This window comes from Rhizobium sp. BK591 (assembly GCF_014195045.1).
Lineage (GTDB): Bacteria > Pseudomonadota > Alphaproteobacteria > Rhizobiales > Rhizobiaceae > Rhizobium > Rhizobium anhuiense.
On sequence record NZ_JACIAZ010000002.1, the window covers coordinates 322,404 to 348,851 of the forward strand.

Below are 26,448 nucleotides of genomic sequence, written 5' to 3' on the forward strand. Positions count from 1 at the left end.
TCGACTGAGACGTCATCGGAGCGGCTCGATGGATCGCCGAGTGCTCTCACTTCGGGCGGAACAGCCGCGTGAGACGGCGAAACCGCTGAGCCCACAATTGCGGTTCGATCTTTTCCGATGAGGATGGTGCGGTCAATCGCTCAATGCGAGGCAAGAGAAACGCAGCCCAATCGTCAAGATCGCTTTTGCTGAAATAAGGCAGCCAGACGTCGGAGGGGGCCTCCCATTGTCGTGGATTTGCTCGAGCCAGATCGCCGAGCTTGACCAATATCATTTGGCCGTTGTCTCCGACGACTTCGATCTCCGGGTCGGGATCGGGCCTGGGAAGACGCGCGATGATGCTTTCTTCCAGAGCTTTTCCAATTCTTCGATCCGCCTCGTCGAGGCGACCAAGTATTCTTGTGTCTCCGGCTGGGCCGGAGCCCTCTGTCATGTTGATCGTAAATTTGGCGCCCATAATGCTGTTCGAATATTGGGATACCTGCAGCCAGCAAACCCTTCCGTCCCGGGCAAAGCTGCACCTGCCCGAGTTCTCGGATTCCCAGCCGAACTCCCGAAATCTCGGAGCCAGCAGCGAGCGCATATGTCGGTGAAAATCTCTGCTTTTCAGGTAGTCACGCATGCCTTTGTCCCAGGGGTATGCCTCGCGCTGGAGCATCTCACGGCATGCTCGAAGGCACAACGGACGCTTGTGTCGTCGCAAGTGTTTGTCAGCGCGCGTATCTGAAAATATTCAGAACCGAAAGGGATGGCGTCTGCGATTTTCGATCGGCCGCGGCTGGGAGGTCGCTGGGTCAGGTCCCGGATCGGCGGCCTGAAGACGGCTGATGTTGGCGAAGACGCATTTGTTGCGAGCTGGCGCCGGCCGGTCGATGTCAGCCGGCGCCGTATGTCCTGTCGTGCAATTGGCGCTAGAGAGCGCCCGCCGCCTGCAGCAGCTTGCGATCGAGATCGACTGCCACGCGGGACTCCTTATCGAGAACCATGGTCGCCGGCTTGTCGGTTGTGTAGGCCGGCCAGTCGGGCAGACCATCGGCGCTCGGCTTGCCGTTGCGGGCGAAATTCACCCAGGCCTGGCTCACCTTCCTGGACAGCGCGAGGGCGTCGCTGCCACCGCCGGTCGACGTCTTGACCAGGGCGGCGTTGGCAAACACGTAGGGCAGTTCCGCACAATGCCAGGCCATGGCAATCCCATCCAGGACTGGTGACTCGTAGGCGAACATGTAGGAGTAGACCGGAGCCCCGTTCTGCTTTGCCTTCAGGTCGAGATCACGGATGGCGCCCGGCCGGAAGCGCAGATCCAGGAAATAGGCGTCGGCGATCTTCTTTTCGGGGTAGGCGGCCATGAATGCCTTGCCGATCGCCTCGGCCTTATCGGCGAAGCGCTCCTTCAGCTTGGCCTCAGACTTCGCATCGTCCCAGCCGTTCTTATTGTCGGCAAGCAGCTCGCCCGCCTTATGAGTGATGACCGTCTCGAATTCATTGAGGGTGTTGCCGACCATCAGCGGAATGTCCTTGGCCTCATCGACCCACTCTGTTCCGACAGGATTCGCTGGAATGTAGTCGCCGTCCTGAACGGGCGCATAGCGGGCGTCCTTCGCGCCCTGGGCGGTCGCGTCCTTGATGGCCTTGTCGGCTGCGGCAAGGAGATCGTAGTAATCGACGTCGGCAAGCTTGTCGATTTCCTCAGCCTTGAGACCGAGGTTGGCGAGCGTCAGTTCGGCCACCTTCCGCGAGGACGCCTGATCGACGACCGAATCGGTCCGCGAGCCGCTCTGGACGATCGCCTTCTGAAAGAGGCCCTTCGCCGAAGGCGTCCCCATCAGGGCGCGCACCTTGTAGCCGCCGCCGGACTGGCCGAAAATCGTCACATTGCCGGGATCGCCGCCAAAGGCTTCGGCATTGTCGTGGACCCATTTCAGCGCAGCGACGAGATCGGTGATGCTGGCATTGCCCGACCGTTTGTACTTCTCGCCATAGGCGGAAAGATCGAGGAAGCCGAGCGCGTTGAGCCGGTGGTTGAGGGTGACGACGACAACATCGCCGTCCTTGCTCAGATTGTGGCCGTCATACGAGGTCAGCTCGATACCGGAGCCGTTGGTGAATCCGCCTCCATGAATCCAGACCATGACCGGCCGTTTTTTGCCGTCCTTGATCGCTGGCGTCCAGATGTTCAGGAACTGGCAGGCTTCGCTCATCGGCAGATAGCGGTGCGGATTGAAGAGCTCGTCGCCCGCCACTTCCTTCATTCGGGGGATGAAGCAGTTCTCGCCGTAGGTGACGGCCGGACGGATGCCTTTCCAGGGTGCCACCTCTTCGGCCGGCATGAAGCGGTCGGCACGTGCATAGGGGACGCCGAGATAACTGTAAATTCCATCGTCGAGTGCGCCGACGAGATTGCCCTTGTTGGTTTCGACGACCGTCTTGCTCTGCGAAGCAACAAACTCTTCGGCGAGAGCCGGCGCGCCGACAATGGGAGCTGTCATCGCCGACAGCGCAAACAGCACAGCATAACGAGGTAACAATATGCTTTTCATCAACTTTTCCTCTTGTCGTTGATTTCGAAGTTTCAAAAGCCCGACGGCCGCCGTCCCCGGCCGTCGGTGACTAACTAGGTCAGAGCGGACGATTGTCAGGGCCATGTCAGATGGTTGTTGAAGAGGGATCACACGGGAGAGTTGGACAGTTCTTCTTTGCCGAAAATCACGGCTTGACGTCTTTCGCTCTTTGAGAAATGCTAAGATGTCAGACCAATTTCACGCGGTGACTGCCTGATAAGAAAATGGGGAACCATGAAGGCAAATCGTAGCGACAGGCCGGTGATCCGGCGGCTTCCGGTCATGGACCGCGCGCGTCAGGTGACTGATGCGCTGGCGGATTATGTCGAGGAGGCGCGATTGCAGGCGGGTGACCGTCTGCCGGCCGAGCGGGAGCTGATGGCAGCCCTTGCCGTCGGCCGTTCGACCATTCGCGAGGCGATCCGCCATTTCCAGGCGCTCGGCGTCATCGAGACGCGCAAGGGCAGTGGCACCTATCTGTTGAAACCGGTTTCCCGGGCGACGATCCACATGCCGCTGTCGTTCGACGCGGTGCATTTGCGCGACGCGCTGCTGCAGACGCTGGAGGTCCGCCGCGGCATCGAATGCGAGGCGGGCATGGTCGCCGCGCGGCGGCGCACAGCAAGGGATCTCGTCGTCATCGAGGAAAAGCTCGATGAAATGGAGCGGGTGCATTTGGAGAAAGGCACCTCCGGGCCGGAGGACTTGGCCTTCCACCTCGCCGTTTACGACGCCACCCACAATCCGCTGTTTCGCCAGCTGCTCGAGCAGATGCGCGAGACCTTCGAGCGCTTCTGGGAACATCCGTTCGACCGGCAGGATTTCGCCCGCCGGTCCTTTCCCTTTCACCGCACGCTTTTCAACGCGATCGCTGCCGGGGATCCCGAGGCGGCGCGTCTGGAAACATTGAAAATTCTCGACATCGTCGAAGAAGACATCAAGGAAATGTCCAAATGAGCAACGGCGCAGAACCGTTCGACCTTGCCTCCCTCATTACGGCGCACGACGAAGGCAATTTCGCCGAAGCCGTCGTGCCGCCGATTTTCCAGACCTCGCTTTTCACCTTTGCCGATTATGACGAGATGATCGCCTCCTATCGCGGCGAGAAGGTGCGGCCGATCTATACGCGCGGGCTGAATCCGACGGTGCGCGCTTTCGAGGAAATGCTGGCCAAGCTCGAAGGAGCGGAAGATGCGCTGGGTTTTGCCAGCGGCATGGCGGCGATCTCGTCGGCGGTGCTGAGCTTCGTCGAGCCGGGCGACCGCATCGTCGCCGTCAAGCATGTCTATCCCGATGCCTTCCGTCTGTTCGGCACCATCCTGAAGCGGATGAAGATCGAGGTGACCTATGTCGACGGCCGCGACGAGGAAGCCGTCGCCAGGGCGCTGCCCGGCGCCAAGGTCCTGTATCTGGAAAGCCCGACGAGTTGGGTGATGGAGGCGCATGATGTCGGCGCGCTTGCCGCGCTCGCCAGGCAACACGGCGTCGTCTCGATGATCGATAACAGCTGGGCGAGCCCGTTCTTCCAGCGGCCGCTGACGCTCGGCGTCGATCTGGTCATCCATTCGGCTTCCAAATATCTCGGCGGCCACAGCGATGTGGTGGCGGGCGTCATCGCCGGCTCGAAGGCGATGATTGCGCGCGTCAAGGCCGAGGCCTATCCTTATCTCGGCGGCAAGCTTTCGCCGTTCGACGCCTGGCTGCTGATCCGCGGCCTGCGCACGCTGCCGCTGCGCATGCGAGCCCATGAGGCATCGGCGCTTGAAATCGCCAGGCGCCTGCAGAAGCTCGATGTGGTGGAGACGGTCTGCCATCCCGGGCTCGCCAACCGTCTGCCCGCCGGCCTCAACGGCACCTCGGGCCTGTTTTCGTTCATCTTCCGCGAAGGCGTCGATATCCGCGCCTTCGCCGATCACCTCAAGCTCTTCAAACTGGGTGTGAGCTGGGGTGGACATGAAAGCCTGATCGTACCGGGCGAGGTGGTGCTTCAGCAGAAGGCACAGCCGAATTCCGCACATGCCTTCGGCATCCATGCGCGATCCGTACGCCTCCATGTCGGCCTCGAAGGAACCGAGGCTCTGTGGAGGGACATCGAGGAGGCGCTCGCCGCCGCCTCACAATCCTGAAACCTGAGAGAAACCTAACAAGGGGGAACTGAGCCATGAAAAAACTAATAATCTCAACGCTCTTTGCTTCGATGATGGCGGGCACGGCCTTTGCCGATACGACGCTGAAGCTTGTCGAAGTCATCACCAGCCCGGAGCGCACCGAAACGCTGAAATCGATCGTCGGCAAGTTCGAAGCCGCCAATCCCGGCACCAAGGTCGACATCATCTCGCTGCCCTGGAACGAAGCCTTCCAGAAGTTCGCGACCATGGTATCGGCCGGCGACGTGCCCGATGTGATGGAAATGCCCGACACCTGGCTGTCGCTCTATGCCAACAACGGCATGCTCGAGAGCCTGGAGCCCTACCTCGAAAAGTGGGAGCACACCAAGGAGCTGACGCCGCGCGCGCTCGAACTCGGCCGCGACGTCAAGAACACCGCCTATATGCTGCCCTACGGCTTCTATCTCAGGGCGATGTTCTACAACAAGAAGCTGCTTTCGGAAGCCGGTGTGGCCCAGCCGCCGAAGACGCTGGAAGAATTCACCGCCGCTTCGGAAAAGGTCTCCAAACTCTCCGGCAAATACGGCTACTGCATGCGCGGCGGACCGGGCGGCCTCAACGGCTGGATGATCTTCGCCGCCACCATGGCTGGTTCGAACAAGTACTTCAACGACGACGGCACCTCGACGATGAACAGCCCCGGCTGGGCAAAGGGCATCGAATGGATGGTCGATCTCTACAAGAAGGGCTATGCGCCGAAGGATAGCGTCAACTGGGGCTTCAACGAAGTCGTCGCCGGTTTCTATTCCGGCACCTGCGCGTTCCTCGATCAGGATCCGGATGCGCTGATCGCCATTGCCGAACGCATGAAAAAAGAAGATTTCGGCGTCATGCCGCTGCCGAAGGGTCCCGACGGCAAGTCCTTCCCGACGATCGGCTATGGCGGCTGGTCGATGTTTTCGACCAGCGGCAACAAGGATCTCTCCTGGAAGCTGATCGCCACCCTCGAAGGGCCGGAAGGCAATATCGAGTGGAACAAGCGCATCGGCGCCCTGCCGGCCTATACAGCGGCCGAGAAGGATCCCTTCTATGCCGGTGACCAGTTCAAGGGCTGGTTCGAGGAACTGGCGGACCCGAACACCGTACCGACCGTCATGCCGACCTACCTCGAGGAATTCGCCTTCTTCAAGGATTCGCTGGCGATCAAGACCTCGCAGCAGGCCTTGCTCGGCGATATCTCGGCGAAGGCCCTGGCTGACCAGTGGGCGGAATATCTGACCAAGGCGCAGCAGAAGTTCCTGGCTAAGAAGTAAGGGGTAGAAGGCTTTGAGATCGAAGCCCCCTCATCCGACCCTACGGGCCACCTTCTCCCCGAGGGGAGAAGGGAACGGAGACGTTGCGGCATATTCCCTTCTCCCCTGCGGGGAGAAGGTGCCGGCAGGCGGATGAGGGGGCTCCGACCTCCCCGTTCCAAAGTATCACCCACCCACAAATTCCCAACCGGGTAAGACAATGGAAACCGCAATCCGATGACCATTTCCGCCGATACGCTCGACATGCGTCGCGACCGCAGGCCATGGCTGCGTCGCGTTGCCGATGCTTCGGAGCCCTATCTCTACAGCGCGCCGTCGCTGATCCTGATCATCGCGGTGATGCTGGTGCCGCTGACGGTCGGCGTTTCCTATGCCTTCCGCGATATCCAGCTGCTCAATCCGTTTTCCGGCGGCTTCGTCGGGCTCGATCATTTCCGCGAGCTTGCCGGGGATGCCGCCTTCTATGGGGCGTTGCGGAACACGCTCTGGTGGACCGGCGCCTCCGTCGTCCTGCAGTTCGTCTTCGGGCTGATCCTCGCGCTGCTGCTCGACAAGCCGTTTAAGGGCCGGGCAATCGCGCAGGCATTGGTCTTCCTGCCCTGGGCCGTGCCGTCCTTCCTCGCCGGCCTCAACTGGGCCTGGCTGTTCAATCCCGTCATCGGGCCGATCCCGCACTGGCTCTTCGCCCTTGGGCTGATGCATGAGCCGGGCAATATCCTCTCCGATCCCAATTATGCGATGTGGGGGCCGATTGCCGCCAATGTCTGGTGGGGCATTCCCTTCTTCGCCATCACGCTGCTTGCCGCCCTGCAGGCGATCCCGCGCGATCTCTATGAGGCGGCGTCGATCGACGGCGCCGGCTGGTTCCAGCGCTTCCGCTCGATCACCCTGCCGTTTCTGGCTCCGACGATCGCCATCACCGTGCTGCTGCGCACCGTCTGGATTTCCAATTTCGCCGATCTCATCGTCGTCATGACCAATGGCGGGCCGGCGGACCGCACGCAGATCGTTGCGAGCTACATCTTCACCACGGCCTTCCGGCGGCTCGATTTCGGTTATGCCTCGGCGATCGCGCTGGTGCTGCTCGTGCTGCTGCTTGCCTATTCGATGCTGATCATCCTGCTCCGGCAGACGCTGCTGAACAAGGATTGAGATCATGAGACGATCCGTCATTCCCACCATCGCACACCGCCTGGCGATCCTCTGCTACATCGCCTTCGCGCTCTTTCCATTGTTCTGGCTGCTCAAGGTTTCGGTGACGCCGAACGACCTGCTCTATACCGAAGGTGTGCGCATGTGGCCGTCGCGCACGACATGGGATCACTATGCCTTCGTGCTGGAGCACAGCGCCTTTCCGACCTTCTTCAAGAACAGCCTGATCGTCTCGACCGCGACGGCGGTGACCGTGACGATCTGCGCCTCGCTGTCCGGCTACGCGCTGTCGCGCTTCAATTTCCGGGCAAAATACTGGATCGTCGCCCTGATGCTGCTGACCCAGATGTTCCCGCTGGTCATGCTGGTGGCGCCGATCTTCAAGATCCTGTCGCCCTTGCATCTGACCAACAGTCTGACCGGGCTCGTCATCGTCTACACTGCCTTCAACGTGCCTTTCGCCACCTTCCTGATGCAGTCCTTCTTCGACGGCATTCCGAGAGATCTCGAAGAGGCGGCGATGATCGACGGGGCGACGCAGTTCACGGCGTTTCGTCAGATCATCCTGCCGCTGACGCTGCCGGGCATCGCCGCCACGCTCGGCTTCGTCTTCACCGCCGCCTGGAGCGAACTGCTCTTCGCGCTGATGCTGATCAACGGCAATGACGCGGCGACCTTCCCCGTCGGCCTGCTCACCTTCGTTTCGAAATTCTCGGTGGATTTCGGGCAGATGATGGCGGCGGGCATCATGGCGCTCATTCCGGCCGGCCTCTTCTTCCTGCTCATCCAGCGCTATCTCGTCCAGGGCCTGACGGCCGGCGCGGTCAAGGGTTAAACAAAATGGCATCGATCGATATCCGGAATATCCGCAAAGCCTATGGCCACGTGCAGGTGCTGCACGGCGTCGAGCTCGAAATCCAGGATGGCGAATTCGTCGTGCTCGTCGGCCCGTCCGGCTGCGGCAAGTCCACGCTGCTGCGCATGATCGCCGGGCTGGAGGATGTCACATCAGGCGAGATCCGCATCGCCGGCACCAGGGTGAACGAGCTGCATCCCAAGGATCGCGACATCGCCATGGTGTTCCAGTCCTATGCGCTTTATCCGCATATGAACGTCGCCGGCAATATGAGCTATAGCCTCAAGCTCCGGAAGGTGGCGAAGGAGAAAATCACCAGCGCGGTGGCCGCGGCGGCCGCCAAGCTCGGCCTCGATCCGCTGCTCGAACGAAGGCCGAAGGCGCTTTCGGGCGGCCAGCGCCAGCGCGTCGCCATGGGTCGCGCGATCGTGCGTCAGCCGAAGGCCTTCCTGTTCGACGAACCGCTGTCCAATCTCGATGCCCGCCTGCGCGAACAGATGCGCGCCGAGATCAAGAAACTGCATGGCGACCTGAAGGCAACCTCGATCTACGTGACCCACGACCAGATCGAGGCAATGACCCTGGCGGACCGGATCGTCGCCATGCATGGCGGGGTGGTCCAGCAGGTTGGCAGTCCGCTCGAACTCTACGACCGCCCCGCCAATCTCTTCGTTGCCGGCTTCATCGGATCGCCGGGGATGAACTTCCTCGAGGCCACCTATGATGCCGGCGGCGTGAGGCTGAAGGACGGCACGATCGTGCCGCTTGCAAAGCCTTTGCCGCTTGCCGACGGGGCAAAGGTGACGCTCGGCATCCGGCCGGAGCATGTAGTGATGAGCAACGGCGGCGCGGGCCTTGCCACGGATGTGGAACTCGTCGAACCCACAGGCTTCGGCATCATCCTGCACCTTTCCCTGCATGGCCTGCCGTTCAAGATCTTCACGCTGAACCGCGAAGCGCTGAAGGCCGGCCCGAAGGTCAACGTCGCCTTCCCGGCGCAATATCTGCATGTGTTCGACGACGAGGGAAAACGCGTCGATTGAAAGGTTAAGGCCGGTAGCCCGATGCTGTCGGTTTCGGCATACTGTCTCCGGCAGAGATGGGAGGCACGATATGCTCGTCGCGCAGATATCCGATATCCATGCCAGGCCGGACCTTTCGTCGCTCCAGACGCTGGAGCGAGCAATCGGCTGGCTGAGAATGTTCCGCCCGGATGCGCTTGTTGTCACCGGAGATCTGGTGGACGACGGATGGCGGCAAGGCTATCGCCTGGTCGCCGAATGCCTGCGGTCGCTGGACTGCCCTGTCCACCTGTTGCCGGGCAACGGTGACGATGTGCGATTGATGCGGTCCGAACTTGCCGCCGTTGGCACGTGGATCAACGCGACGGGCCCGATGCACTTCCGGACAGCCGTCGATGGCCTGACTCTCTTCGGGGTCGATCTGACCGTCGCCGGTCAGAGCTACGGCGACGTCCTGCCGCATCTGCCGTGGCTGATGAGCGTGTTTGCCGACGTGACGATGCCCTCCCTTCTGTTCATGCATCAGCCGCCATTTAGGATTGGCATCGAGGCGCTGGACCAGGTCGGATGCAGGAACGGCAGTGCGCTTCTCGGCTGCCTCGAGACGATGCACAAGCTGCCGCTGGCGATTCTCTGCGGCCATGTCCACCGCCCCGCGTTTGGTCTTTTGGGATCGATCCCTGTCCAGACCTGCGGCTCCCTCTGCCCGCCCAATCCGCTTCTGCTGGAAGGCCGGCCCGATCTTTCGGTGATCGACGCTCCGTCCTTTCTCATGCATGAGGTCAGCGACGGCAGGTTGGTTTCGCACGTGGTCTCGGTTCCGGCATCCGACATGGGCGTATGAAAGGATTGCATGGTCATTCCTCACGTGCCGCGCGGAAAAATCTTTTGCCGCATCGCCCATGAGGGCTATATCCTTCGCGTGCTCTTGCTGGAATGGATGCTATGACCGACACTGTTCTCGACCGCTTTCTCCGCTATGTCGTCATCGACACGCAATCCGATCCTTCCTCGTCGACGCAGCCGACCACCGGCAAGCAGAAGGATCTCGGCCGGGTTCTGGTCGAGGAACTGCTGAAGATAGGTCTTGCGGACGCACATCTCGACGAACACGGCTATGTCTATGCGACCATTCCGGCCAATAGCGACAAGACGGTGCCGGTCATCTGTTTCTGCTCGCACATGGATACGGCGCCCGATTTCAGCGGCACTGGCGTCAAGCCGCAGATCGTCAGGAATTATGCCGGCGGCGATATCGAGCTTGCCGGCGACACCAGCCGGGTGATCCGCGTCAGCGATCATCCCGAACTGAAAAACCAGATCGGCAACGACATCGTCACCACCGATGGCACGACATTGCTCGGCGCCGACGACAAGGCCGGACTGGCGGAGATCATGGCCGCCGCCCAGATCCTCGTCGACAATCCCGATATCAGGCACGGGACGATCAAGATCCTGTTCACACCAGACGAGGAAGTCGGGCGCGGCGTCAACAAGGTCGACCTGAAGAAGCTCGGCGCCGACTTCGCCTATACGATGGACGGCGAGACATCAGGCCATATCGAGGACGAGACCTTCTCGGCCGACGGCGTCGAGATCAGCATATCAGGTGTGGCGATCCATCCCGGTTTCGCCAAGGACCGCATGGAAAACGCCATCAAGATCGCCGGCGCCATCATCGACCGGCTGCCTAGGGATGTCGCGCCTGAGACCACCGAGGGAAAGCAGGGCTTCATTCATCCCACAGGTGTGACCGGCTCGATGGAGAAGGCGATGCTCAGTCTGATCATCCGCGACTTCACCGACAAGGGGCTGGTGGAAAAGGAAACCATGCTCGAAGCCATCGTCAAGGACGTGATGTCAGCCTATCCGGGCTCGACCTATCGGTTCGAGGTGAAGGAGCAGTATCGCAACATGAAGGTGGTGCTCGACCGTCACCCGGAGATCGTCGACAACGCTGTCGAGGCGGTGCGCCGGGCGGGCATGACGCCGGTGCGCGGCAGCATCCGCGGCGGCACGGATGGCTCGCGCCTTTCCTTCATGGGATTGCCGTGCCCGAACATCTTCGCCGGCGGCCATGCTTTTCACTCGCCGCTCGAATGGGTGAGCCGGCAGGACATGGAAAAGGCCGTTAAGACGATCGTGGAACTGGCGAAGGTCTGGGAAGAGCGCGCCTAAAGCTTCTTGCCTCCAGCGCATCGGCGCGAAAATCGGAATCGATTTTTGAAAGCACGATGCGAGCGGTGAAAGTGTCAGTGCGTCCTTTGTGCGTCCGAAAGGACGCACGGCGCTATGGGCAGTTCTCAAATGGCGGGTTTAGCGACATTCGCCGGCAGGCTTTCGCGCAGCATCACGCTGTCATAGGCCGGGCGGGGAATGGGGATTGCAATCGGCATTCCCGGCTCGGGCTCGATTGACGGTGCCGGCCCCGGAGAAGTCACCGGCGCCGTGATCTGCATCGACGCCGTGCTCGCCGTGGCCATGGGGTCGGGAGCTGGCAGAGGAACGGGAACGGCCGAAGGGATCAGCGCCTCGAATTGCGGCGGCAGCATGCTTTCGCCAGGCACATAATTCATTGCCACCTCGTAGGAGGGCAGCGGCGGCGGCGTTTCAAGCATGCCGTTGGAATCGCGCTTCTCGTAGAAGGCGTTGCCGCCGGCGACCGTCACATAATGCATGTTGTCGTAGGGGAATTTCAGCCCTTCGGTGTGGAAGAACATCGCATCCTTCACCGCCGGATGGCGCGCGCCCTTGATAAGGATCGCATCCGCCGCGCTGGCAAGCTCCGTTTCCGCTTGCGGCTTGACTTCGCGAGTCATCACGCCGGGCGCGAACTGCCTTTTCTGGGCCACGATACCGCAGATGGACGTGGGATAGGCGCCTGAGGTGAGCCTGTTCATGACAACGGTCCCGACAGCCATGTAGCCGTCCTCATCCGAATGCTGCGATTCGAAATACATGGCGCGCTGCAGGCACTCGCGATCCTTGGCCGTATAATTGAAGGTGACCTTTGCGGTTTGAACCTGCTTCGTCGTGGTCTTCGCCGCCGTTGCCGCCGGTTTCGATGTCGTCGTGCAGCCTGCGGCTGCCAGTCCTACGAACAAAATCCCGATCAGGGATTTTCCAAAGGAAATCTCCGCCCTCAACGCCAGGTGCCTCCTATCGGGATTAGTCCAGCCCTTTATGATTAACGCGCAAAATCTTTTACTCGTCATATGACTGAAATACAAACAACCTTAGATCACAAAAAGCCTGAAGGACTCTCGCCATGTGCGACTTCGGCGATAAGCCCCGATGCCGCCTGCTGCATAATTCCTGAAAATTAAGGAATTATGCAGCAACTCAAAAGGTTACAGCGCCGTTTGCGCGGCCTAAAAAGACGCGCGGAATAATCTCCATCAACTGCGGAACAGCTTCCAGCGGGTCGGCTTGAAGGCCACGCGGTTGCGGTCGAGTCTTTCCGCCTCGCTCGGCGGCAGCTCGATCTCGATATGCGGGCGGTCGTTGCCGATATCGAGTTCGATATGGCGGGTGCCCGCCACGCGGCGGCTGGAGACCGGCTGGCCGGCGATGCAGTTTTCAGCTGATTCGCAGAGCCTGACGTCATGCGGGCGGAAGTAGAGCTGCGCCGCGCCATCCGGTTCGCCCTCGGCATTGAGGCCGAGCGAGCGGCCGTCGAAGCGGATGTCGCCGTCCGATATCTCGACCTGCAGACAGTTCGACTGGCCGATGAAGCCGAAGACGAAGGGAGAATTCGGATTGTCGTAGACCTGGTCCGGCGTGCCGACCTGTTCGATCGCCCCCTGGCTCATGACGACGACGCGGTCGGCAAGCTCCAGCGCCTCGTCCTGGTCGTGGGTGACGAAGACGGTGGTGTGTCCGGTGCGGTCGTGGATCTCGCGCAGCCACTTGCGCAAGTCCTTGCGCACCTGGGCATCGAGCGCGCCGAAGGGTTCGTCGAGCAGCAGCACGTTCGGCTCGACGGCCATGGCGCGGGCGAGCGCCACGCGCTGGCGCTGGCCGCCGGAAAGCTGCGCCGGATAACGTTTCTCAAGGCCGGAAAGCTGGACGAGTTCGAGCAGTTCCAGTGCCCGCCGGCGAATGTCGGCCTTAGGCGGCCGCCGCGCACCGCTTCTGACCTTCAAACCGAAGGAGACGTTTTCGAGCACCGTCATGTAGCGGAACAGAGCATAATGCTGGAAGACGAAGCCGATATTGCGCTGCTGCACCGATTTCTTCGAGGCATCCTCGTCACCGAAGAAGATCAGTCCCTCGGTCGGGCTTTCCAGGCCGGCGATCAGGCGCAGCAATGTCGTCTTGCCGGAGCCCGAAGGGCCGAGCAGTGCGATCAGCTCGCCGGAGCGGATGTCGAGCGAGACATCGTGCAGCGCCGGAAAGCGATCGAATTCCTTGCGAATGTTTTGAACGCGTACTTCCATTCCAAATCCTTCAGTGCCGCCGGCTGGCGGCGATTTCAGCGCTATAGCGCATTTCCAGCAGCGTCTTCAAAACAAGAGTCAAGAGCGCGAGCAAGGCCAAAAGCGTGGCGACGGCAAAAGCACCGGTGAAATTATACTCGTTGTAGAGAATCTCCACCTGCAGCGGCATGGTATTCGTCTGGCCGCGGATGTGGCCCGACACCACCGAGACGGCGCCGAATTCGCCCATGGCGCGGGCGTTGCAGAGCAGCACGCCGTAGAGCAGGCCCCATTTGATATTCGGCAGCGTCACGTACCAGAAGGTCTGCCAGCCGCTGGCGCCGAGCGAAAGGGCTGCCTCCTCGTCGGCCGTTCCCTGTTCCTGCATCAGCGGGATCAGTTCGCGGGCGACGAAGGGGAAGGTGACGAACATCGTCGCGAGGATCAATCCCGGCACCGCAAACAGGATCTTGATGTCGTGCGCGCTGAACCACTGGCCGAGCCAGGTGCTGGAGCCGAACAGCAGAACGAAGACCAGACCGGATATGACGGGCGAGACCGAGAAGGGCAGGTCGATCAGCGTCGTCAGGAAGGCCTTGCCCTTGAACTCGAACTTGGCGATCGCCCAGGCGGCGGCAACCCCGAAGATGAGGTTGAGCGGCACGCTGACGCCGGCAACGATCAGCGTCAGGCGAATCGCCGAGAAGGTCTCGGTATCGGCGAGCGCCTGGAAGAAGGGGGCAGGCCCCTTGCGGAAGGCCTCGACGAAGACGGCTGCAAGCGGCAGAAGCAGGATCAGCAGCAGGAAGATCAACGAGATGGCGATCAGGGTGAAGCGCGCGATCCTGTTTTCGGTGGTCACCGAACGCAGCTTCGCGGGTTGAACGGTCGCATCAAGCGCCATAGCCGTACCTCCGCCTGCTCCAGCTCTGGATGAGGTTGATGACGAGCAGCATGGCGAACGAGATCACCAGCATGATTGCCGCAATGCCGGTCGCTGCCGCGTAATTATACTCTTCGAGTTTGATGATGATCAGCAGCGGCGCGATCTCCGATTTGAACGGCAGGTTGCCGGCGATGAAGATCACCGAGCCGTATTCGCCGACGCCGCGGGCAAAGGCGAGCGCGAAGCCGGTGAGCACGGCAGGCGCCAGCCCCGGCAGCAACACGCGGAAAATCGTCTGGAAGCGGTTGGCGCCGAGCGTTGCTGCGGCTTCCTCCACTTCCTTGTCGATTTCCTCCATGACCGGCTGCACGGTGCGCACCACGAAGGGCAGGCCGACGAAGATCAGCGCCACGACGATGCCGGCCGGCGTAAAGGCGATCTTGATACCGAGCGGCGTCAGAAACTGGCCGACCCAGCCATTCGGCGCATAGAGCGCCGCCAATGCGATGCCGGCGACGGCGGTCGGCAGCGCGAAGGGCAGGTCGACCATGGCATCGATGACGCGCTTGCCGGGGAAACGGTAGCGCACCAGCACCCAGGCAAGGATGATGCCAAAGATGGCGTTGATGGTCGCGGCAATGAAGGCGCTGCCGAAGCTGATGCGCAGCGCGTTCAATATGCGCTGATCGAACGCGATCGACCAGAATTGCTCCCAGCCGAGCGCGCTCGAGCGGACGGCAAGGCCCGAGAGCGGGATGAGGATCAGAAGGGTGAGCCAGGTCAAGGTAAGGCCGAGCGCCATTCCGAAACCCGGAATGACACTCGGCCGCTTGAACCGCCACCGCGTGGGGCTATGTGCTTTCATGAAGTCTATTATTGGGCCGGCTTGTAGATTTGGTCAAATACGCCGCCATCGCCGAAGAATTTCGGCTGTGCGTCCTTCCAGCCGCCGAAGTCGTCGATGGTCGCCAGCGTCAGCTTCGGAAAGCGGGCAATGTCGGCCGGATCGGCGGCCTCAGGCTTGATCGGCCGGTAGAAGTGCTTGGCGGCGATCTTCTGGCCCTCGTCCGAATAGAGGTAGTTGAGATAGGCTTCGGCGACCTTGCGCGTGCCCTTCTTGTCGACATTGCCGTCGACGACGGCGACCGGCGGGTCGGCGCGGATGGAGAAGGCCGGCGTTACGATCTCGAACTGGTCGGGACCGAGCTCTTCAAGCGAAAGATAGGCTTCGTTTTCCCAGGCGAGCAGCACGTCGCCGAGGCCGCGCTGGACGAAGGTGGTCGTCGCGCCGCGGGCGCCGGTATCGAGAACCGGAACGTGCTGCAGCAGTTTCGTCACATATTCCTGCGCCTTGGCGTCGTCGCCGCCATTCGCCTGCTTGGCCCATGCCCAGGCGGCCAGGAAGTTCCAGCGGGCGCCGCCCGAGGTCTTCGGGTTCGGGGTGATGACCTGCACGTCGTCCTTGATCAGGTCGCCCCAATCCTTGATGCCCTTCGGGTTGCCTTTGCGGACCAGGAAGACGATCGTCGACGTATAGGGCGTTGAATTGTTGGGCAGTTTGGACTTCCAGTCGGCCGGGATCTTGCCGGTCTTCTTTGCGATGGCGTCGATATCGCCTTCGAGAGCCAGGGTGACGACATCGGCGTCGAGGCCGTCGATGACGGAGCGGGCCTGCGCGCCGGAGCCGCCATGCGATGCCTGGATCGTCACGGTTTCACCGGTGTCCTTCTGCCACTTGGCGGCAAAGGCGGCGTTGAAATCCTTATACAATTCGCGGGTCGGATCGTAGGAAACGTTAAGAAGCGTCTGATCCGCGAATGCAGGAGCGATGCTCCCGATTGCGAAGCTGCCTGCCATGACCGCGGCTGCGATGAGCCGGGTGAGCCGTTGTGTCTGCATTGGGGAACCCTCCGTGTTTGTGCCTAAACACTATCAAGTCAGTCGTATAATGAAACGAAGGTTCTTCCGGTTCCGGCACTGCCGTTAGAATGTCATTCCATTTAAGGGGCAATTTGGAAATGGACGTGCCGAAGTTGGCCGCGGCCAATGGGGTCAGCTACGGCCGCGCGGCAGGACCGTGTTTTTTTCGCCACAGTTCCTCCACGAAAACGACATGGTCCGGCAGATTTTTGCCTGGATTTTGCCGCGATGACACTTGCGGATTCCTATATGGCCTCCGTGCGGTCGTATTCACCGGCCGCTACGCGGGGGCAACCCTTGAAGTGCGCCTCGCATTCCAAACCTGTTAGGGCCATTCAAAATGAATATCAGAACTATGCTTTTTGCCTCCGTTGCCGCCCTTGCCGCGGCCTCCGGAGCCCGCGCAGCCGACGCCATCGTGGCGGCGGAACCCGAGCCCGTGGAATATGTTCGCGTTTGCGACGCCTACGGGACCGGCTATTTTTATATTCCGGGGACGGAAACATGCCTTTCGATCGGCGGTTACATCCGTACCGAAGTGCGTTTCGGTGACGACATAGCTGGCGATTCCGACGTAAACTTCTGGACTCGCGGTCAGGTCACCTTCCAGGCCAAGAACGACACCGAGTACGGTACGCTCACCGGCGTCATCACCCTGCGTTACAATGTCGACAATGCCTCCGACCAGGAAGCCTTGCTTGACGAAGGCTATCTCGACATCGCCGGCTTCCGCGTCGGTAAGCTGTACAGCTGGTGGGATGACGACATGAGCGGCGAGACCGATACGCTCGCCAGCAACGAGACGACCCATAACTCGATCCGTTATCAGTATGAGTCCGGCGCTTTCGCGGCCGGCATTTCGGTCGACGAGCTGGAAGACGACTACGCCACCAAGCCGGGCGAAGGCCCGAACAACTTCGGTGTCGCAGGCCAGGTCTCCTACAAGGCCGGCGCCATCAGCGCCTACCTGCTTGCCGGTTATGACACCGACACCAGCGAAGTCGCTGTCCGCGGCATCGTCTATGCCGATATCGGCCCTGGCACGCTCGGCATTGCCGGCGTATGGGCGAGCGGCGCCAACTACTACTACGAAGAGTCCGAATGGACGATCGCAGCAGAATACGCCCTGAAGATCAACGACAAGTGGTCGGTCACCCCCGGCTTCCAGTACTTCGAAAACATCGCTCTCGAAGCTGACGGCAATGGCTTCACCGGCGGCAGCGCCTACACCACAGGTGTCACGATCGACTATCAGATCGTCGAAGACCTGCGTTCGAAGCTCAGCGTACAATATCACGATGAGGACGAAGGCGACGACGAAGTGTTCGGCTTCCTGCGCTTCCAGCGCGATTTCTAAGATCGTCTGATTGCAGACAAATGGGGCGCGGCCCGAAGGTCGCGCCTTTTTCACACCCGGGAATCGGCGATGAAATCGGAATAGAATTCGTCGACCGTTCTTGCCTTGCGCATGGCGGCAAGCACGCCGTCCGATTGCAGCCGCCTGGCGATGGCGGACAGCACGTTCAGATATTCGCCGCGATTGTTTTCCCCGAAGAGCAGCACGACGGCGATGTCCGTCGCAATATCGTCGATCGCTTCGAAATCCAGCGGCTGGGCGAAGCGGAGGAGAAGGCCGCGCGGGCTGGTCATGCCGTCGATTGCCGCATGGGGAATGGCGATGCCGTTGCCGATGCCGGTGGAGCCGAGCTTTTCACGCGCTTCGAGCGCCTTCAGGATGGTCTGGCCGTCGACGGAAAAAGCCTTGGCCGCCTTGTCCGCAATGGTCTGCAGCGCGCGCCATTTGGTCGGCGCCGACACCCCGATGAAGGTGTGTTCCGGCCGGATGATGTTGGGAAGATTCATGTCATTCTCAATGCTGTTCGGCTCAATACTGTTCGGGCAGCGGGAGGCAGGGGAGGTCAATCCGGTTCCCTGAGCCGGTAGCCGACGCCGGTCTCGGTGGTGATATAGTGCGGCTGGTCGGGAATCTGCTCGACCTTTTGCCGCAGCTGCCGGACGTAGACGCGCAGATACTGCACATCCGCCGCCGGCCCCCATACCTGCTTCAGAAGAAACTGGTGTGTCAGCACCTTGCCGGCGTGCTGGGCGAGCACGCGCAGGATGTCGTATTCCTTCGGCGACAATTTTATTTCGTTGCCGTCGACCTTGACGATGCGCTTGACGAGATCGATCGACAGGCCGCCGGTCTGGAAGATCGCCTTTTCGCCTTGCTGCTGCAGGCGATGGCGCAACGCCACGCGGATGCGGGCGCCGAGCTCGTTGATGCCGAAGGGCTTGGTGACGTAATCGTCGGCGCCGCTTTCCAGCGCCTTGACGATGCCGGCCTCGTCGGTGCGGCTGGACAGGATCACGACGGGCATGGAAAGCCCTTCGTCGCGCCAGTCCTGTAAGAGGTCGTGGCCTGATTTGTCGGGCAGGCCGAGGTCGAGCACGATAAGGTCGGGCATGTCGTCGGCGACCGACTGCCGGGCGGCGCTGGCGTTCGGGGCTTCGTGCACCTCGTAACCCTGCGCGGTCAGGCCGACGCGGAGCAGCTTGCGGATCGGAGGCTCGTCGTCGACGACGAGGATTTTGACGGCTGAACCGGTCATCTGAGTTCGTCCAGTTTCGGAATGTCGTTGGGTTTCGGCAGGCGGATGGTGAAGACGGCGCCCGGACGGCCCGTCCGGTTGCCGGCGGTGATCGTGCCGCCCATCGCCTCGATGAAGCCGCGGCAGATGGAAAGGCCAAGCCCGGTGCCGGCGCGCACCTGATCGCCCTTGCGCACGCGGTAGAAGGTATCGAAGACTCGGGTGAGATCGGCCGGTGGGATGCCCGGGCCCTCGTCCGAAACCTGGATGACGACGTTGTCGGCATCGGCCCAGCCCTCGATATGGATCACCGATCCCTCGGGCGCGTATTTCGCGGCATTGTCGAGCAGGTTGAAGATCACCTGCTCGAACAGGACGGGATCGACGCGCACCATCGGGAGGTTGGCGGGAATGCTCATCTCGGTCTTGTGGCCGTCGAGGATCTTGGCGGCACGGCGCAGCGCGCTGCCGATGATATCGCCGGCATAATGCAGCGCATGGTTCGGCTCCATCGCGCCGGATTCGATCTTGGTCATGTCGAGCAGGTTGGCGATGAAGCGGTTGAGGCGCTCGGATTCGTCGACGACGGTCGACAGCAGGTCGCTGCGGTCCTCCACCGGCATCGAGTCGAAATAGTCACGCAGCGTGCCGGCGGCGCCGAGGATGGCGGCAAGCGGTGTCTTCAGATCGTGCGAGATCGAGGTCAGCAGAGCCGAGCGCAGCCGGTCGGCTTCGGCCGCAAGTCTTGCCCGGTCGACATCGGCGACGAGCTGGACGCGTTCGATGGCAAGGGCTGCCTGGTCGGCCAGCGCATCGAGCAGCCGCTGCTGCTCCGGCGTCAGCAGCGGACCGTCGCGGCGGTCGCTGTCGAGGCCGATGACGCCGACGGCGGCGCGCCCGGTTCGGAGCGGCACGTAGAGGCGTTTGGCGCCGGGCAGGGTATCGGCGCCGCGGCCGGCAGCGTGATTGTGCTCCCAGGCCCAGCGGGCGGCGGCGATGTCGGCATCGTCGAGCGTGTCGTCGGGCGGATAACCGGCCTTGACGGCGATCGTGCCGTCTTCCGGCAGCAGCAGCACGACGCGGACCTTCAGCATCGAGGCAAGCTGGAAGGCGGTCGCCCAGAGCACATCGTCGAGCGTGCCGGTGCCGGCGAGTTTCTTGGAGAAGAGATAGAGATCCTCCGTCGTGCGCGCCCGCTGGCGCGCGGACGCCGCCTGGCGCTGCACGGTGGCGGTCAGATTGCTGGCGATGATGGCGACGCCCAGGAAGAAGAACAGGGCCAGCACGCTTTCCGGATCACTGATCGTCAGCGTGTAGCGCGGCGGCAGAAAGAAGAAGTTGAAGGATAGAGCGCTGAGGATGCAGCTGTAAAGCGCCGGCCGCAGTCCATGGAGGACGGCGGAGGTCAGCACCGCCATCAGGAAGACGAGGGCGAGGTTGCGCACGTCGAGTACCTGGTCGAGCACGACGCTGACGCCGAGCGCGATGGCGACATAACCGGTCGCCAGCAGGTAGGCCTTGAAATCCAGTTCCGGCGCCGTGGCGGCCGCCCTGACGCCGCGCGCGGTGGTGCCGTCCTTCTCATTGCCTGAAATGACATGGACGCTGATCTCGCCGGTCTTGCGGATCAGTTCGTCGGTGATCGAGCGATGCCACCAGTCGCGCCATGTCGGCTTCTTAGGGGCGCCGATGACGATATGGGTGACGTTGTTGGCGGTGGCGTGGCGGACGAGTTCTTCGGCCACCTCGCGGCCGGGAAGGGTGATCGCTTCACCGCCGAGCTGCTCGGCAAGACGCAGCGTGGATGCAACGGTATCGCGCTCGGCCTCGGTGAGATTGATCGAGCGGTTGGTCTCGATATAGACGGCGGCCCAGGGCGCGCGCAGCCGCGAGGCCATGCGGGCGGCGTAGCGCACCAGCGAGGCGGAGCGCGGATGGTGGTCGACCGAGACGAGAACGCGTTCGCCCGCCGCCCAGGGGCCCGATATGGCATGGGCCTGCATGTGCGTGAGCAACTGGTCGTCGACGCGCTGGGCGGTTTTGCGCAGCGCCAGTTCCCTGAGCGCCGTCAGATTGCCCGGCGTGAAATAATTGGTCAGCGCCCGCTCGGCGGTGCGTGGCACATAAACCTTGCCGTCCTGCAGGCGCTTGATCAGATCATCCGGCGTCAGGTCGATGATCTCGACGTCGTCGGCAAGGTCGATGATCGAGTCCGGCACCGTCTCGCGCACGCGTATGCGGGTGATCTGCGAGACGACGTCGTTCAGGCTCTCGACATGCTGGATGTTCAGCGTCGTATAGACGTCGATGCCGCGATCGAGCAGTTCCTTGACGTCGAGGTAACGCTTTGGATGGCGGCTGCCCTCGGCATTAGTATGGGCGAGTTCGTCGACCAATACGAGATTGGGCCGGCGGGCGAGGATACCGTCGAGATCCATTTCCTCAAGCGGCCGGCCCTTGTAGCTGATTTCGACGCGGGGAACGATCTCAAAACCGGCGACGAGGGCTTCGGTCTCCTTGCGGCCGTGGGTCTCGACGACACCGATGACGACATCGAGACCGTCGGCGATCTTGGCCCGGCCCGAGATCAGCATCTCGTAAGTCTTGCCGACGCCGGGCGCGGCACCCAGAAAAATCTTCAGACGGCCACGCGACTCCGCCCTGGCTTTTTCGAGAAGCGCATCGGGCGAGGGCCTGCCGGCCTGGTCGCGATTGTCGTCTGGCATGTAGTTCGGTCTTTCTGCAGATGGCCACCGAGAATGCGTTACGTCTCCGTATCCCTCGTCAACTCAGTTTAGCCGAGGTGCCGGCATGGTTTGGCTCAGCTGGCGGATGGCATTCCTGACACAAATGTCTGCGCCGTAAGTGGTGCGTTACGCCCGCCCCATCCTCCGTCATGCTCGGTCTTGAGCCGAGCATCCACAGCCGCATCCACCGTTAGCTGCGGCATGGATCCTCGGGTCGAGCCCGAGGATGACGGAGGATGGGGTTGACCTTGTTGCCAAACCGGCACTGAACCTGCCAACCCTCACTCAGTCATAGAAGCATCAAGGCTCTGGTTCAACGCCAGAACATTGACAGTGGGTTCGCCGAGAAGGCCGAGCTCGCGGCCTTGAACGGCGCCATCGACCAACGCCTTGACCCTGGCCTCATCCAGGCTTCGCGCTTTGGCGACGCGCGGCACCTGGAAATAGGCGGCCTCCGGCGAAATATGGGGATCGAGGCCGCTGCCCGAAGCGGTGACGAGGTCGGCCGGTACCGCCGCGCTCGGGTTTGCCGCCTTGGCGGCCTCATAATCGCTCTTGACGCGGTCGATCAGCTTCTGGCTGGTCGGGCCGAGGTTCGAGCCGCTGGAGGCGGCGGCATTGTAGCCGTCGCCGGCGGCCGACGGGCGACCGTGGAAATACTTGTCGCTGGTGAAGGCCTGGCCTATCAGCGTCGAGCCGATCACCTGGCCGTTCTTCTCGACCAAGCTGCCGTTTGCCTGGGTTGGGAAGAGGGCCTGGACGGCGCCAGTCATGGCGAGCGGATAGAGAAGGCCTGTTATGGCGGTGGTGGCGACAATCATGACGACCGCCGGACGAAGTTCTTTCAACATTGTTCTGACTCCTTGGATTGTTTCAGGCCAATTTTGTTAGGCCAGGCCGAGGGCTGCGACGGCCATGTCGATCGCCTTGATGCCGATGAAGGGGACGATGATGCCGCCGAGGCCGTAGATCAGCAGGTTGCGCGACAGCAGCGCGCCGGCGCCGATCGGACGGTAGCGAACACCCTTCAGCGACAGCGGGATCAAGGCAATGATGATCAGCGCATTGAAGATGATCGCCGAGAGGATGGCGCTTTGCGGCGTCGAAAGTCCCATGACGTTCAGGATGCCGAGCTGCGGGTAGAAGGTCAGGAACATCGCCGGGATGATGGCGAAGTACTTGGCGATGTCGTTGGCGATCGAAAACGTCGTCAGCGCGCCGCGCGTCATCAGCAGCTGTTTGCCGATCTCGACGATCTCGATGAGCTTCGTCGGGTCCGAGTCGAGATCGACCATGTTGCCGGCCTCGCGGGCGGCAACCGTGCCGGTGTTCATGGCGACGCCGACGTCGGCCTGGGCAAGGGCCGGCGCATCGTTGGTGCCGTCGCCGCACATGGCGACGAGCTTGCCCTTCGACTGTTCCTCGCGCATCAGCGCCAGCTTCATCTCGGGCGTTGCCTGGGCAAGGAAGTCGTCGACACCGGCTTCGGCGGCGATGGCGGCTGCCGTCAGCGGGTTGTCGCCGGTGATCATCACGGTGCGGATGCCCATGCGGCGGAGTTCCGTGAAGCGCTCGCGGATGCCGCCCTTGACGATATCCTTCAGCTGGATGACGCCGAGCAGCCGGCCGTCGCGGGCGACTGCCAGCGGCGTGCCGCCTGATTTGGCGACCTCGTCTGATATCGATTGCAATTCGCGCATGACTTCGCTGCCGTTCTTCGAAGGTGCGTCGCCGTTGACATAGGCGAGCAGGGCATCGACGGCGCCCTTGCGGATCGAAGAGCCTTCGAGATCGACGCCGCTCATCCTGGTCTGGGCGGTGAAGGGTACGAAGGTGGCCTTCAGGCTTGCCATGTCGCGGCCGCGGATCGCGTATTTTTCCTTGGCGAGCACGACGATGGAGCGGCCTTCCGGCGTTTCGTCGGCAAGCGAGGCGAGCTGGGCGGCATCGGCGAGATCCTGTTCGGAAACGCCGCGAACCGGGCGGAAGGTCGTCGCCTGGCGATTGCCGAGCGTGATCGTGCCGGTCTTGTCGAGCAGCAGCGTGTCGACGTCGCCGGCGGCTTCGACGGCACGGCCGGACATGGCGAGCACGTTGAAACGGACGAGGCGGTCCATGCCGGCAATGCCGATCGCCGACAACAGTGCGCCGATCGTCGTCGGGATCAGCGTCACGAAGAGGGCGACCAGCACGATGATCGGGATTGAGCCGCCGGCATAGATGGCAAAGCTCGGGATCGTCGCCGTCGCAAGCACGAAGATCAGCGTCATGCCGGCGAGCAGGATGTTGAGCGCGATCTCGTTCGGGGTCTTCTGACGCTCGGCACCTTCGACCAGGGCGATCATCCGGTCGAGGAAGGTCGAACCGGCCGCGGCGGTGATGCGCACGCGGATCCAATCGGACAGCACCTGCGTACCGCCTGTGACCGCCGAGCGATCGCCGCCCGATTCGCGAATAACCGGGGCGGATTCGCCTGTTATCGCCGCTTCGTTGACGGAGGCCACGCCTTCGATAACCTCGCCGTCAGACGGGATGATGTCGCCGGCCTCGACCAGCACGACGTCGCCGACCTTGAGGCTGGTGCCCGGCACCATGCGGTAGCCGCTGCCATTATTGGCGGTCAGCAGCTTGGCCTGGGTTTCGGTGCGCGCCTTGCGCAGCGAATCCGCCTGCGCCTTGCCGCGGCCTTCGGCGACGGCTTCGGCGAAATTGGCAAACAGCACGGTGAACCAGAGCCAGAGATTGATCTGGAACGAGAAGCCGAGATTGCCGTTGCCGGCCACAAGATCGCGCAGGAAAAGCACGGTTGTCAGCACCGAAACCGTGGCGACGACAAACATGACCGGATTTCTGGCAAGCGCCCGGGGGTTGAGCTTTTTGAAAGCGGCGCTCACGGCCGGAATGAGGATGCGAGAATCCATGATGCTCGCGGATTTTGCCTGGCTCATAAGAGACTCCAGCTTTGAAACGAGGATGGCGAACCGGAAGCCGGTCAGCCCTGTAGGATTTTGAAGATGGCGGCGATAACGAGGAGGCCTGCCATCATCACCAGGATGATGTCGGAGGCCTGGGGCCCCGGACCATTCCCACGTCCCGGCGCACCGGGACGTGGGTGGAAGGCATTGCGAAGCCTGTGACGGAGGATCATGGCATCACCTCAGAAGGTCTGACTGGCGATCATGACCAGGTGCTCGACGATGGGGCCAAGGGCCAAGGCCGGGAAGAAGGTCAGGCCGCCGACGATCAGGATCGTGCCGACGAGCAGGCCGACGAAGAGCGGACCATCCGTGGGGAAGGTGCCCGCCGAGGCCGGAACCGACTTCTTGGCGATCAGCGAACCGGCAATGGCAAGAGCCGGGATGATGACCAGGAAGCGGCCCATCAGCATGCCGAGGCCAAGGGTGATGTTGTACCAGGGCGTATTGCCGGTCAGGCCGCCGAAAGCCGAGCCGTTGTTGGCCGCAGCCGACGTATAGGCATAGAGGATTTCGGAGAAGCCGTGCGGACCGGAAGTCCCGACCGATGCCACTGCGCTCGGAAGGACGCTTGCGATCGCGGTGAAGACCAGCATGGCGAGCGGCAGGCAGAGGATGGCGAGAACGGCCATCTTCATTTCCTTCGCCTCGATCTTCTTGCCGAGATATTCCGGGGTGCGGCCGACCATCAGGCCGGCGACGAAGACGGCGACGATGATGAAGAGCAGAATGCCGTAAAAACCGGCACCGACGCCGCCGACAATGACTTCGCCGAGCTGCATGTTGATCAGCGGGATGAGGCCGCCAAGGGCGGTGAAGCTGCCGTGCATGGCGTTGACCGCGCCGCAGGAGGCGGCCGTTGTGATGACCGCAAACAGCGAGGATAGGGCGATGCCGAAGCGGACTTCCTTGCCTTCCATATTGCCGCCGCCAAGGCCAAAGGCATGCATCAGCGGATTGCCGGCGGCTTCCGCCCAATAGGTGACGATGACGCCGGCGACGAACAGGACGCCCATCGTGGCGAGGATCGCCCAGCCCTGGCGCTGATTGCCGACCATGCGGCCGAAGACGTTGGTCAAAGCCGCGCCGATCGCGAAGATCGACACCATCTGGATGAGGTTGGAGATCGCATCGGGGTTTTCGAACGGATGGGCCGAATTGGCGTTGAAGAAGCCGCCGCCATTGGTGCCGAGCATCTTGATGGCAAGCTGCGAGGCGACAGGCCCGACGGCGATCGTCTGCTGCGCGCCTTCAAGCGTCGTCGCATTGACGTAGGGGCCAAGCGTCTGCGGCACGCCGAGATAGACATAGACCAGCGTCAGCACGATGCAGATCGGCAACAGCACATAGAAGGTGGCCCTCGTCATATCGACCCAGAAATTGCCGATGGCCTTGCCCGAGGCGCGCGAGAAGGCGCGGATGAAGGCAAGCGCAATGGCAATGCCGGTCGCCGCGGAGACGAAGTTCTGGACGGTGAAGCCGGCCATCTGCGTCAGATAGGACATGGTGCTTTCGCCGCCGTAATTCTGCCAGTTGGTGTTGCTGACGAAGCTGACGGCGGTGTTGAAGGAAAGCTCCGGCGGGACGGCTGCCATGCCGGCCGGATTATAGGGAAGGCCGGCTTGCAGGCGTTGCAGCGCGTAAAGCACGATGACGCCCAGAAGGTTGAACATCAGCATGGCGAAGGCATAGGAGGTCCAATGCTGCTCCTCGCCTTCGCGGGTGCCGGCAATGCGGTAAAGTCCCCGTTCGATCGGAACGAGGACGGGTGAGAGGAGGGTGCGCTCGCCGTTGAAGACACGCGTCATATAGCCGCCGAGCGGTTTGACGAGCACAAGAACGATCCCGCAGTAAAGCAGGATCTGAAGCCATCCGTTGAGGGTCATGGGGTAAACTTTCAAT

22 protein-coding genes are annotated in these 26,448 nt (G+C 62.0%); 9 read left to right on the forward strand and 13 right to left on the reverse strand.

What is annotated here, in order from left to right; translation table 11 throughout:
• Window positions 1-46: 46 nt before the first annotated feature.
• A complete protein-coding gene (locus FHX10_RS08620) occupies window positions 47-622 on the reverse strand; it encodes a hypothetical protein (RefSeq protein WP_097630790.1) in 576 nt (191 codons plus the stop codon).
• Between the two features lie 289 nt (window positions 623-911).
• On the reverse strand, window positions 912-2,537 hold the full coding sequence (locus FHX10_RS08625) for a carboxylesterase/lipase family protein (RefSeq protein WP_097630769.1): 1,626 nt from the start codon (window positions 2,535-2,537) through the stop codon (window positions 912-914).
• 255 nt (window positions 2,538-2,792) lie between these two features.
• Between FHX10_RS08625 and FHX10_RS08630 the strand changes: the two genes are divergently transcribed.
• The 8 genes from FHX10_RS08630 to pepT all read left to right on the forward strand — a co-directional run bounded on the left by FHX10_RS08630 (window position 2,793) and on the right by pepT (window position 11,187).
• Window positions 2,793-3,515: a FadR/GntR family transcriptional regulator gene (locus tag FHX10_RS08630; RefSeq protein ID WP_097594835.1), complete on the forward strand. Its 723-nt coding sequence runs from the start codon at window positions 2,793-2,795 to the stop codon at window positions 3,513-3,515.
• Complete coding sequence (locus tag FHX10_RS08635) at window positions 3,512-4,684, forward strand: PLP-dependent transferase (RefSeq protein ID WP_097594834.1); 1,173 nt, start codon at window positions 3,512-3,514, stop codon at window positions 4,682-4,684. The genes FHX10_RS08630 and FHX10_RS08635 overlap by 4 nt, the downstream gene beginning before the upstream one ends.
• A gap of 35 nt (window positions 4,685-4,719) precedes the next feature.
• Window positions 4,720-5,979: an ABC transporter substrate-binding protein gene (locus FHX10_RS08640; protein ID WP_097594833.1), complete on the forward strand. Its 1,260-nt coding sequence runs from the start codon at window positions 4,720-4,722 to the stop codon at window positions 5,977-5,979.
• Between the two features lie 216 nt (window positions 5,980-6,195).
• Window positions 6,196-7,131 (forward strand): carbohydrate ABC transporter permease, encoded by a 936-nt coding sequence (locus FHX10_RS08645; protein ID WP_097630768.1) that lies wholly within the window; start codon window positions 6,196-6,198, stop codon window positions 7,129-7,131.
• 4 nt (window positions 7,132-7,135) lie between these two features.
• Entirely contained in the window at window positions 7,136-7,966 is an 831-nt protein-coding gene (locus FHX10_RS08650; protein WP_047613474.1) for a carbohydrate ABC transporter permease, read from the forward strand.
• Between the two features lie 5 nt (window positions 7,967-7,971).
• Entirely contained in the window at window positions 7,972-9,030 is a 1,059-nt protein-coding gene (locus FHX10_RS08655) for an ABC transporter ATP-binding protein (protein ID WP_047612917.1), read from the forward strand.
• Between the two features lie 70 nt (window positions 9,031-9,100).
• Window positions 9,101-9,853 (forward strand): metallophosphoesterase, encoded by a 753-nt coding sequence (locus FHX10_RS08660; RefSeq protein WP_097543461.1) that lies wholly within the window; start codon window positions 9,101-9,103, stop codon window positions 9,851-9,853.
• Window positions 9,854-9,954: 101 nt separating this feature from the next.
• On the forward strand, window positions 9,955-11,187 hold the full coding sequence (gene pepT / locus FHX10_RS08665) for a peptidase T (protein ID WP_097594831.1): 1,233 nt from the start codon (window positions 9,955-9,957) through the stop codon (window positions 11,185-11,187).
• A 125-nt stretch (window positions 11,188-11,312) separates the two neighbouring features.
• Here the strand turns inward: pepT and FHX10_RS08670 are convergent, their stop codons facing one another.
• The 5 genes from FHX10_RS08670 to FHX10_RS08690 form a co-directional block, all read right to left on the reverse strand.
• Window positions 11,313-12,155, reverse strand: a complete 843-nt coding sequence (locus FHX10_RS08670; RefSeq protein ID WP_047614901.1) for a cell wall hydrolase — start codon at window positions 12,153-12,155, stop codon at window positions 11,313-11,315.
• Window positions 12,156-12,407: 252 nt separating this feature from the next.
• Complete coding sequence (locus FHX10_RS08675) at window positions 12,408-13,448, reverse strand: sulfate/molybdate ABC transporter ATP-binding protein (protein WP_047612928.1); 1,041 nt, start codon at window positions 13,446-13,448, stop codon at window positions 12,408-12,410.
• 10 nt (window positions 13,449-13,458) lie between these two features.
• A complete protein-coding gene (cysW, locus tag FHX10_RS08680) occupies window positions 13,459-14,331 on the reverse strand; it encodes a sulfate ABC transporter permease subunit CysW (protein ID WP_047614903.1) in 873 nt (290 codons plus the stop codon).
• On the reverse strand, window positions 14,321-15,178 hold the full coding sequence (cysT, locus tag FHX10_RS08685) for a sulfate ABC transporter permease subunit CysT (RefSeq protein WP_047612932.1): 858 nt from the start codon (window positions 15,176-15,178) through the stop codon (window positions 14,321-14,323). The genes cysW and cysT overlap by 11 nt, the downstream gene beginning before the upstream one ends.
• Before the next feature lie 8 nt (window positions 15,179-15,186).
• Complete coding sequence (locus tag FHX10_RS08690; protein WP_047612933.1) at window positions 15,187-16,212, reverse strand: sulfate ABC transporter substrate-binding protein; 1,026 nt, start codon at window positions 16,210-16,212, stop codon at window positions 15,187-15,189.
• A gap of 361 nt (window positions 16,213-16,573) precedes the next feature.
• Between FHX10_RS08690 and FHX10_RS08695 the strand changes: the two genes are divergently transcribed.
• Window positions 16,574-17,590 (forward strand): porin, encoded by a 1,017-nt coding sequence (locus FHX10_RS08695; protein ID WP_028756382.1) that lies wholly within the window; start codon window positions 16,574-16,576, stop codon window positions 17,588-17,590.
• Window positions 17,591-17,640: 50 nt separating this feature from the next.
• On the opposite strand, the gene FHX10_RS08700 is transcribed toward FHX10_RS08695, so the two are convergent.
• The 6 genes from FHX10_RS08700 to kdpA all read right to left on the reverse strand — a co-directional run bounded on the left by FHX10_RS08700 (window position 17,641) and on the right by kdpA (window position 26,432).
• Window positions 17,641-18,096 carry a PTS sugar transporter subunit IIA gene (locus FHX10_RS08700; RefSeq protein ID WP_028756383.1) on the reverse strand — a complete coding sequence of 152 codons (456 nt, stop codon included), beginning with the start codon at window positions 18,094-18,096 and terminating at the stop codon, window positions 17,641-17,643.
• Between the two features lie 56 nt (window positions 18,097-18,152).
• Complete coding sequence (locus FHX10_RS08705; RefSeq protein ID WP_047612934.1) at window positions 18,153-18,845, reverse strand: response regulator transcription factor; 693 nt, start codon at window positions 18,843-18,845, stop codon at window positions 18,153-18,155.
• Window positions 18,842-21,550, reverse strand: coding sequence for a sensor histidine kinase (locus tag FHX10_RS08710; RefSeq protein WP_097594830.1), 2,709 nt, complete (start codon window positions 21,548-21,550; stop codon window positions 18,842-18,844). Before FHX10_RS08710 ends, FHX10_RS08705 begins: the two co-directional genes overlap by 4 nt.
• A 302-nt stretch (window positions 21,551-21,852) precedes the next feature.
• A complete protein-coding gene (kdpC, locus tag FHX10_RS08715) occupies window positions 21,853-22,422 on the reverse strand; it encodes a potassium-transporting ATPase subunit KdpC (RefSeq protein WP_028755697.1) in 570 nt (189 codons plus the stop codon).
• A gap of 36 nt (window positions 22,423-22,458) precedes the next feature.
• Window positions 22,459-24,519, reverse strand: coding sequence for a potassium-transporting ATPase subunit KdpB (kdpB, locus tag FHX10_RS08720; protein ID WP_028755698.1), 2,061 nt, complete (start codon window positions 24,517-24,519; stop codon window positions 22,459-22,461).
• 209 nt (window positions 24,520-24,728) lie between these two features.
• Window positions 24,729-26,432, reverse strand: a complete 1,704-nt coding sequence (gene kdpA / locus FHX10_RS08725) for a potassium-transporting ATPase subunit KdpA (RefSeq protein WP_028755699.1) — start codon at window positions 26,430-26,432, stop codon at window positions 24,729-24,731.
• Window positions 26,433-26,448 lie beyond the last annotated feature (16 nt).

Coding starts and splice junctions, on each gene's coding strand:
- FHX10_RS08620 (WP_097630790.1), bottom strand. CDS start 622: ATGCGTGACTACCTGAAAAGCAGAGATTTTCACCGACATATGCGCTCG.
- FHX10_RS08625 (WP_097630769.1), bottom strand. CDS start 2,537: ATGAAAAGCATATTGTTACCTCGTTATGCTGTGCTGTTTGCGCTGTCG.
- FHX10_RS08630 (WP_097594835.1), top strand. CDS start 2,793: ATGAAGGCAAATCGTAGCGACAGGCCGGTGATCCGGCGGCTTCCGGTC.
- FHX10_RS08635 (WP_097594834.1), top strand. CDS start 3,512: ATGAGCAACGGCGCAGAACCGTTCGACCTTGCCTCCCTCATTACGGCG.
- FHX10_RS08640 (WP_097594833.1), top strand. CDS start 4,720: ATGAAAAAACTAATAATCTCAACGCTCTTTGCTTCGATGATGGCGGGC.
- FHX10_RS08645 (WP_097630768.1), top strand. CDS start 6,196: ATGACCATTTCCGCCGATACGCTCGACATGCGTCGCGACCGCAGGCCA.
- FHX10_RS08650 (WP_047613474.1), top strand. CDS start 7,136: ATGAGACGATCCGTCATTCCCACCATCGCACACCGCCTGGCGATCCTC.
- FHX10_RS08655 (WP_047612917.1), top strand. CDS start 7,972: ATGGCATCGATCGATATCCGGAATATCCGCAAAGCCTATGGCCACGTG.
- FHX10_RS08660 (WP_097543461.1), top strand. CDS start 9,101: ATGCTCGTCGCGCAGATATCCGATATCCATGCCAGGCCGGACCTTTCG.
- pepT (WP_097594831.1), top strand. CDS start 9,955: ATGACCGACACTGTTCTCGACCGCTTTCTCCGCTATGTCGTCATCGAC.
- FHX10_RS08675 (WP_047612928.1), bottom strand. CDS start 13,448: ATGGAAGTACGCGTTCAAAACATTCGCAAGGAATTCGATCGCTTTCCG.
- cysW (WP_047614903.1), bottom strand. CDS start 14,331: ATGGCGCTTGATGCGACCGTTCAACCCGCGAAGCTGCGTTCGGTGACC.
- cysT (WP_047612932.1), bottom strand. CDS start 15,178: ATGAAAGCACATAGCCCCACGCGGTGGCGGTTCAAGCGGCCGAGTGTC.
- FHX10_RS08690 (WP_047612933.1), bottom strand. CDS start 16,212: ATGCAGACACAACGGCTCACCCGGCTCATCGCAGCCGCGGTCATGGCA.
- FHX10_RS08695 (WP_028756382.1), top strand. CDS start 16,574: ATGAATATCAGAACTATGCTTTTTGCCTCCGTTGCCGCCCTTGCCGCG.
- FHX10_RS08700 (WP_028756383.1), bottom strand. CDS start 18,096: ATGAATCTTCCCAACATCATCCGGCCGGAACACACCTTCATCGGGGTG.
- FHX10_RS08705 (WP_047612934.1), bottom strand. CDS start 18,845: ATGACCGGTTCAGCCGTCAAAATCCTCGTCGTCGACGACGAGCCTCCG.
- FHX10_RS08710 (WP_097594830.1), bottom strand. CDS start 21,550: ATGCCAGACGACAATCGCGACCAGGCCGGCAGGCCCTCGCCCGATGCG.
- kdpC (WP_028755697.1), bottom strand. CDS start 22,422: ATGTTGAAAGAACTTCGTCCGGCGGTCGTCATGATTGTCGCCACCACC.
- kdpB (WP_028755698.1), bottom strand. CDS start 24,519: ATGAGCCAGGCAAAATCCGCGAGCATCATGGATTCTCGCATCCTCATT.
- kdpA (WP_028755699.1), bottom strand. CDS start 26,432: ATGACCCTCAACGGATGGCTTCAGATCCTGCTTTACTGCGGGATCGTT.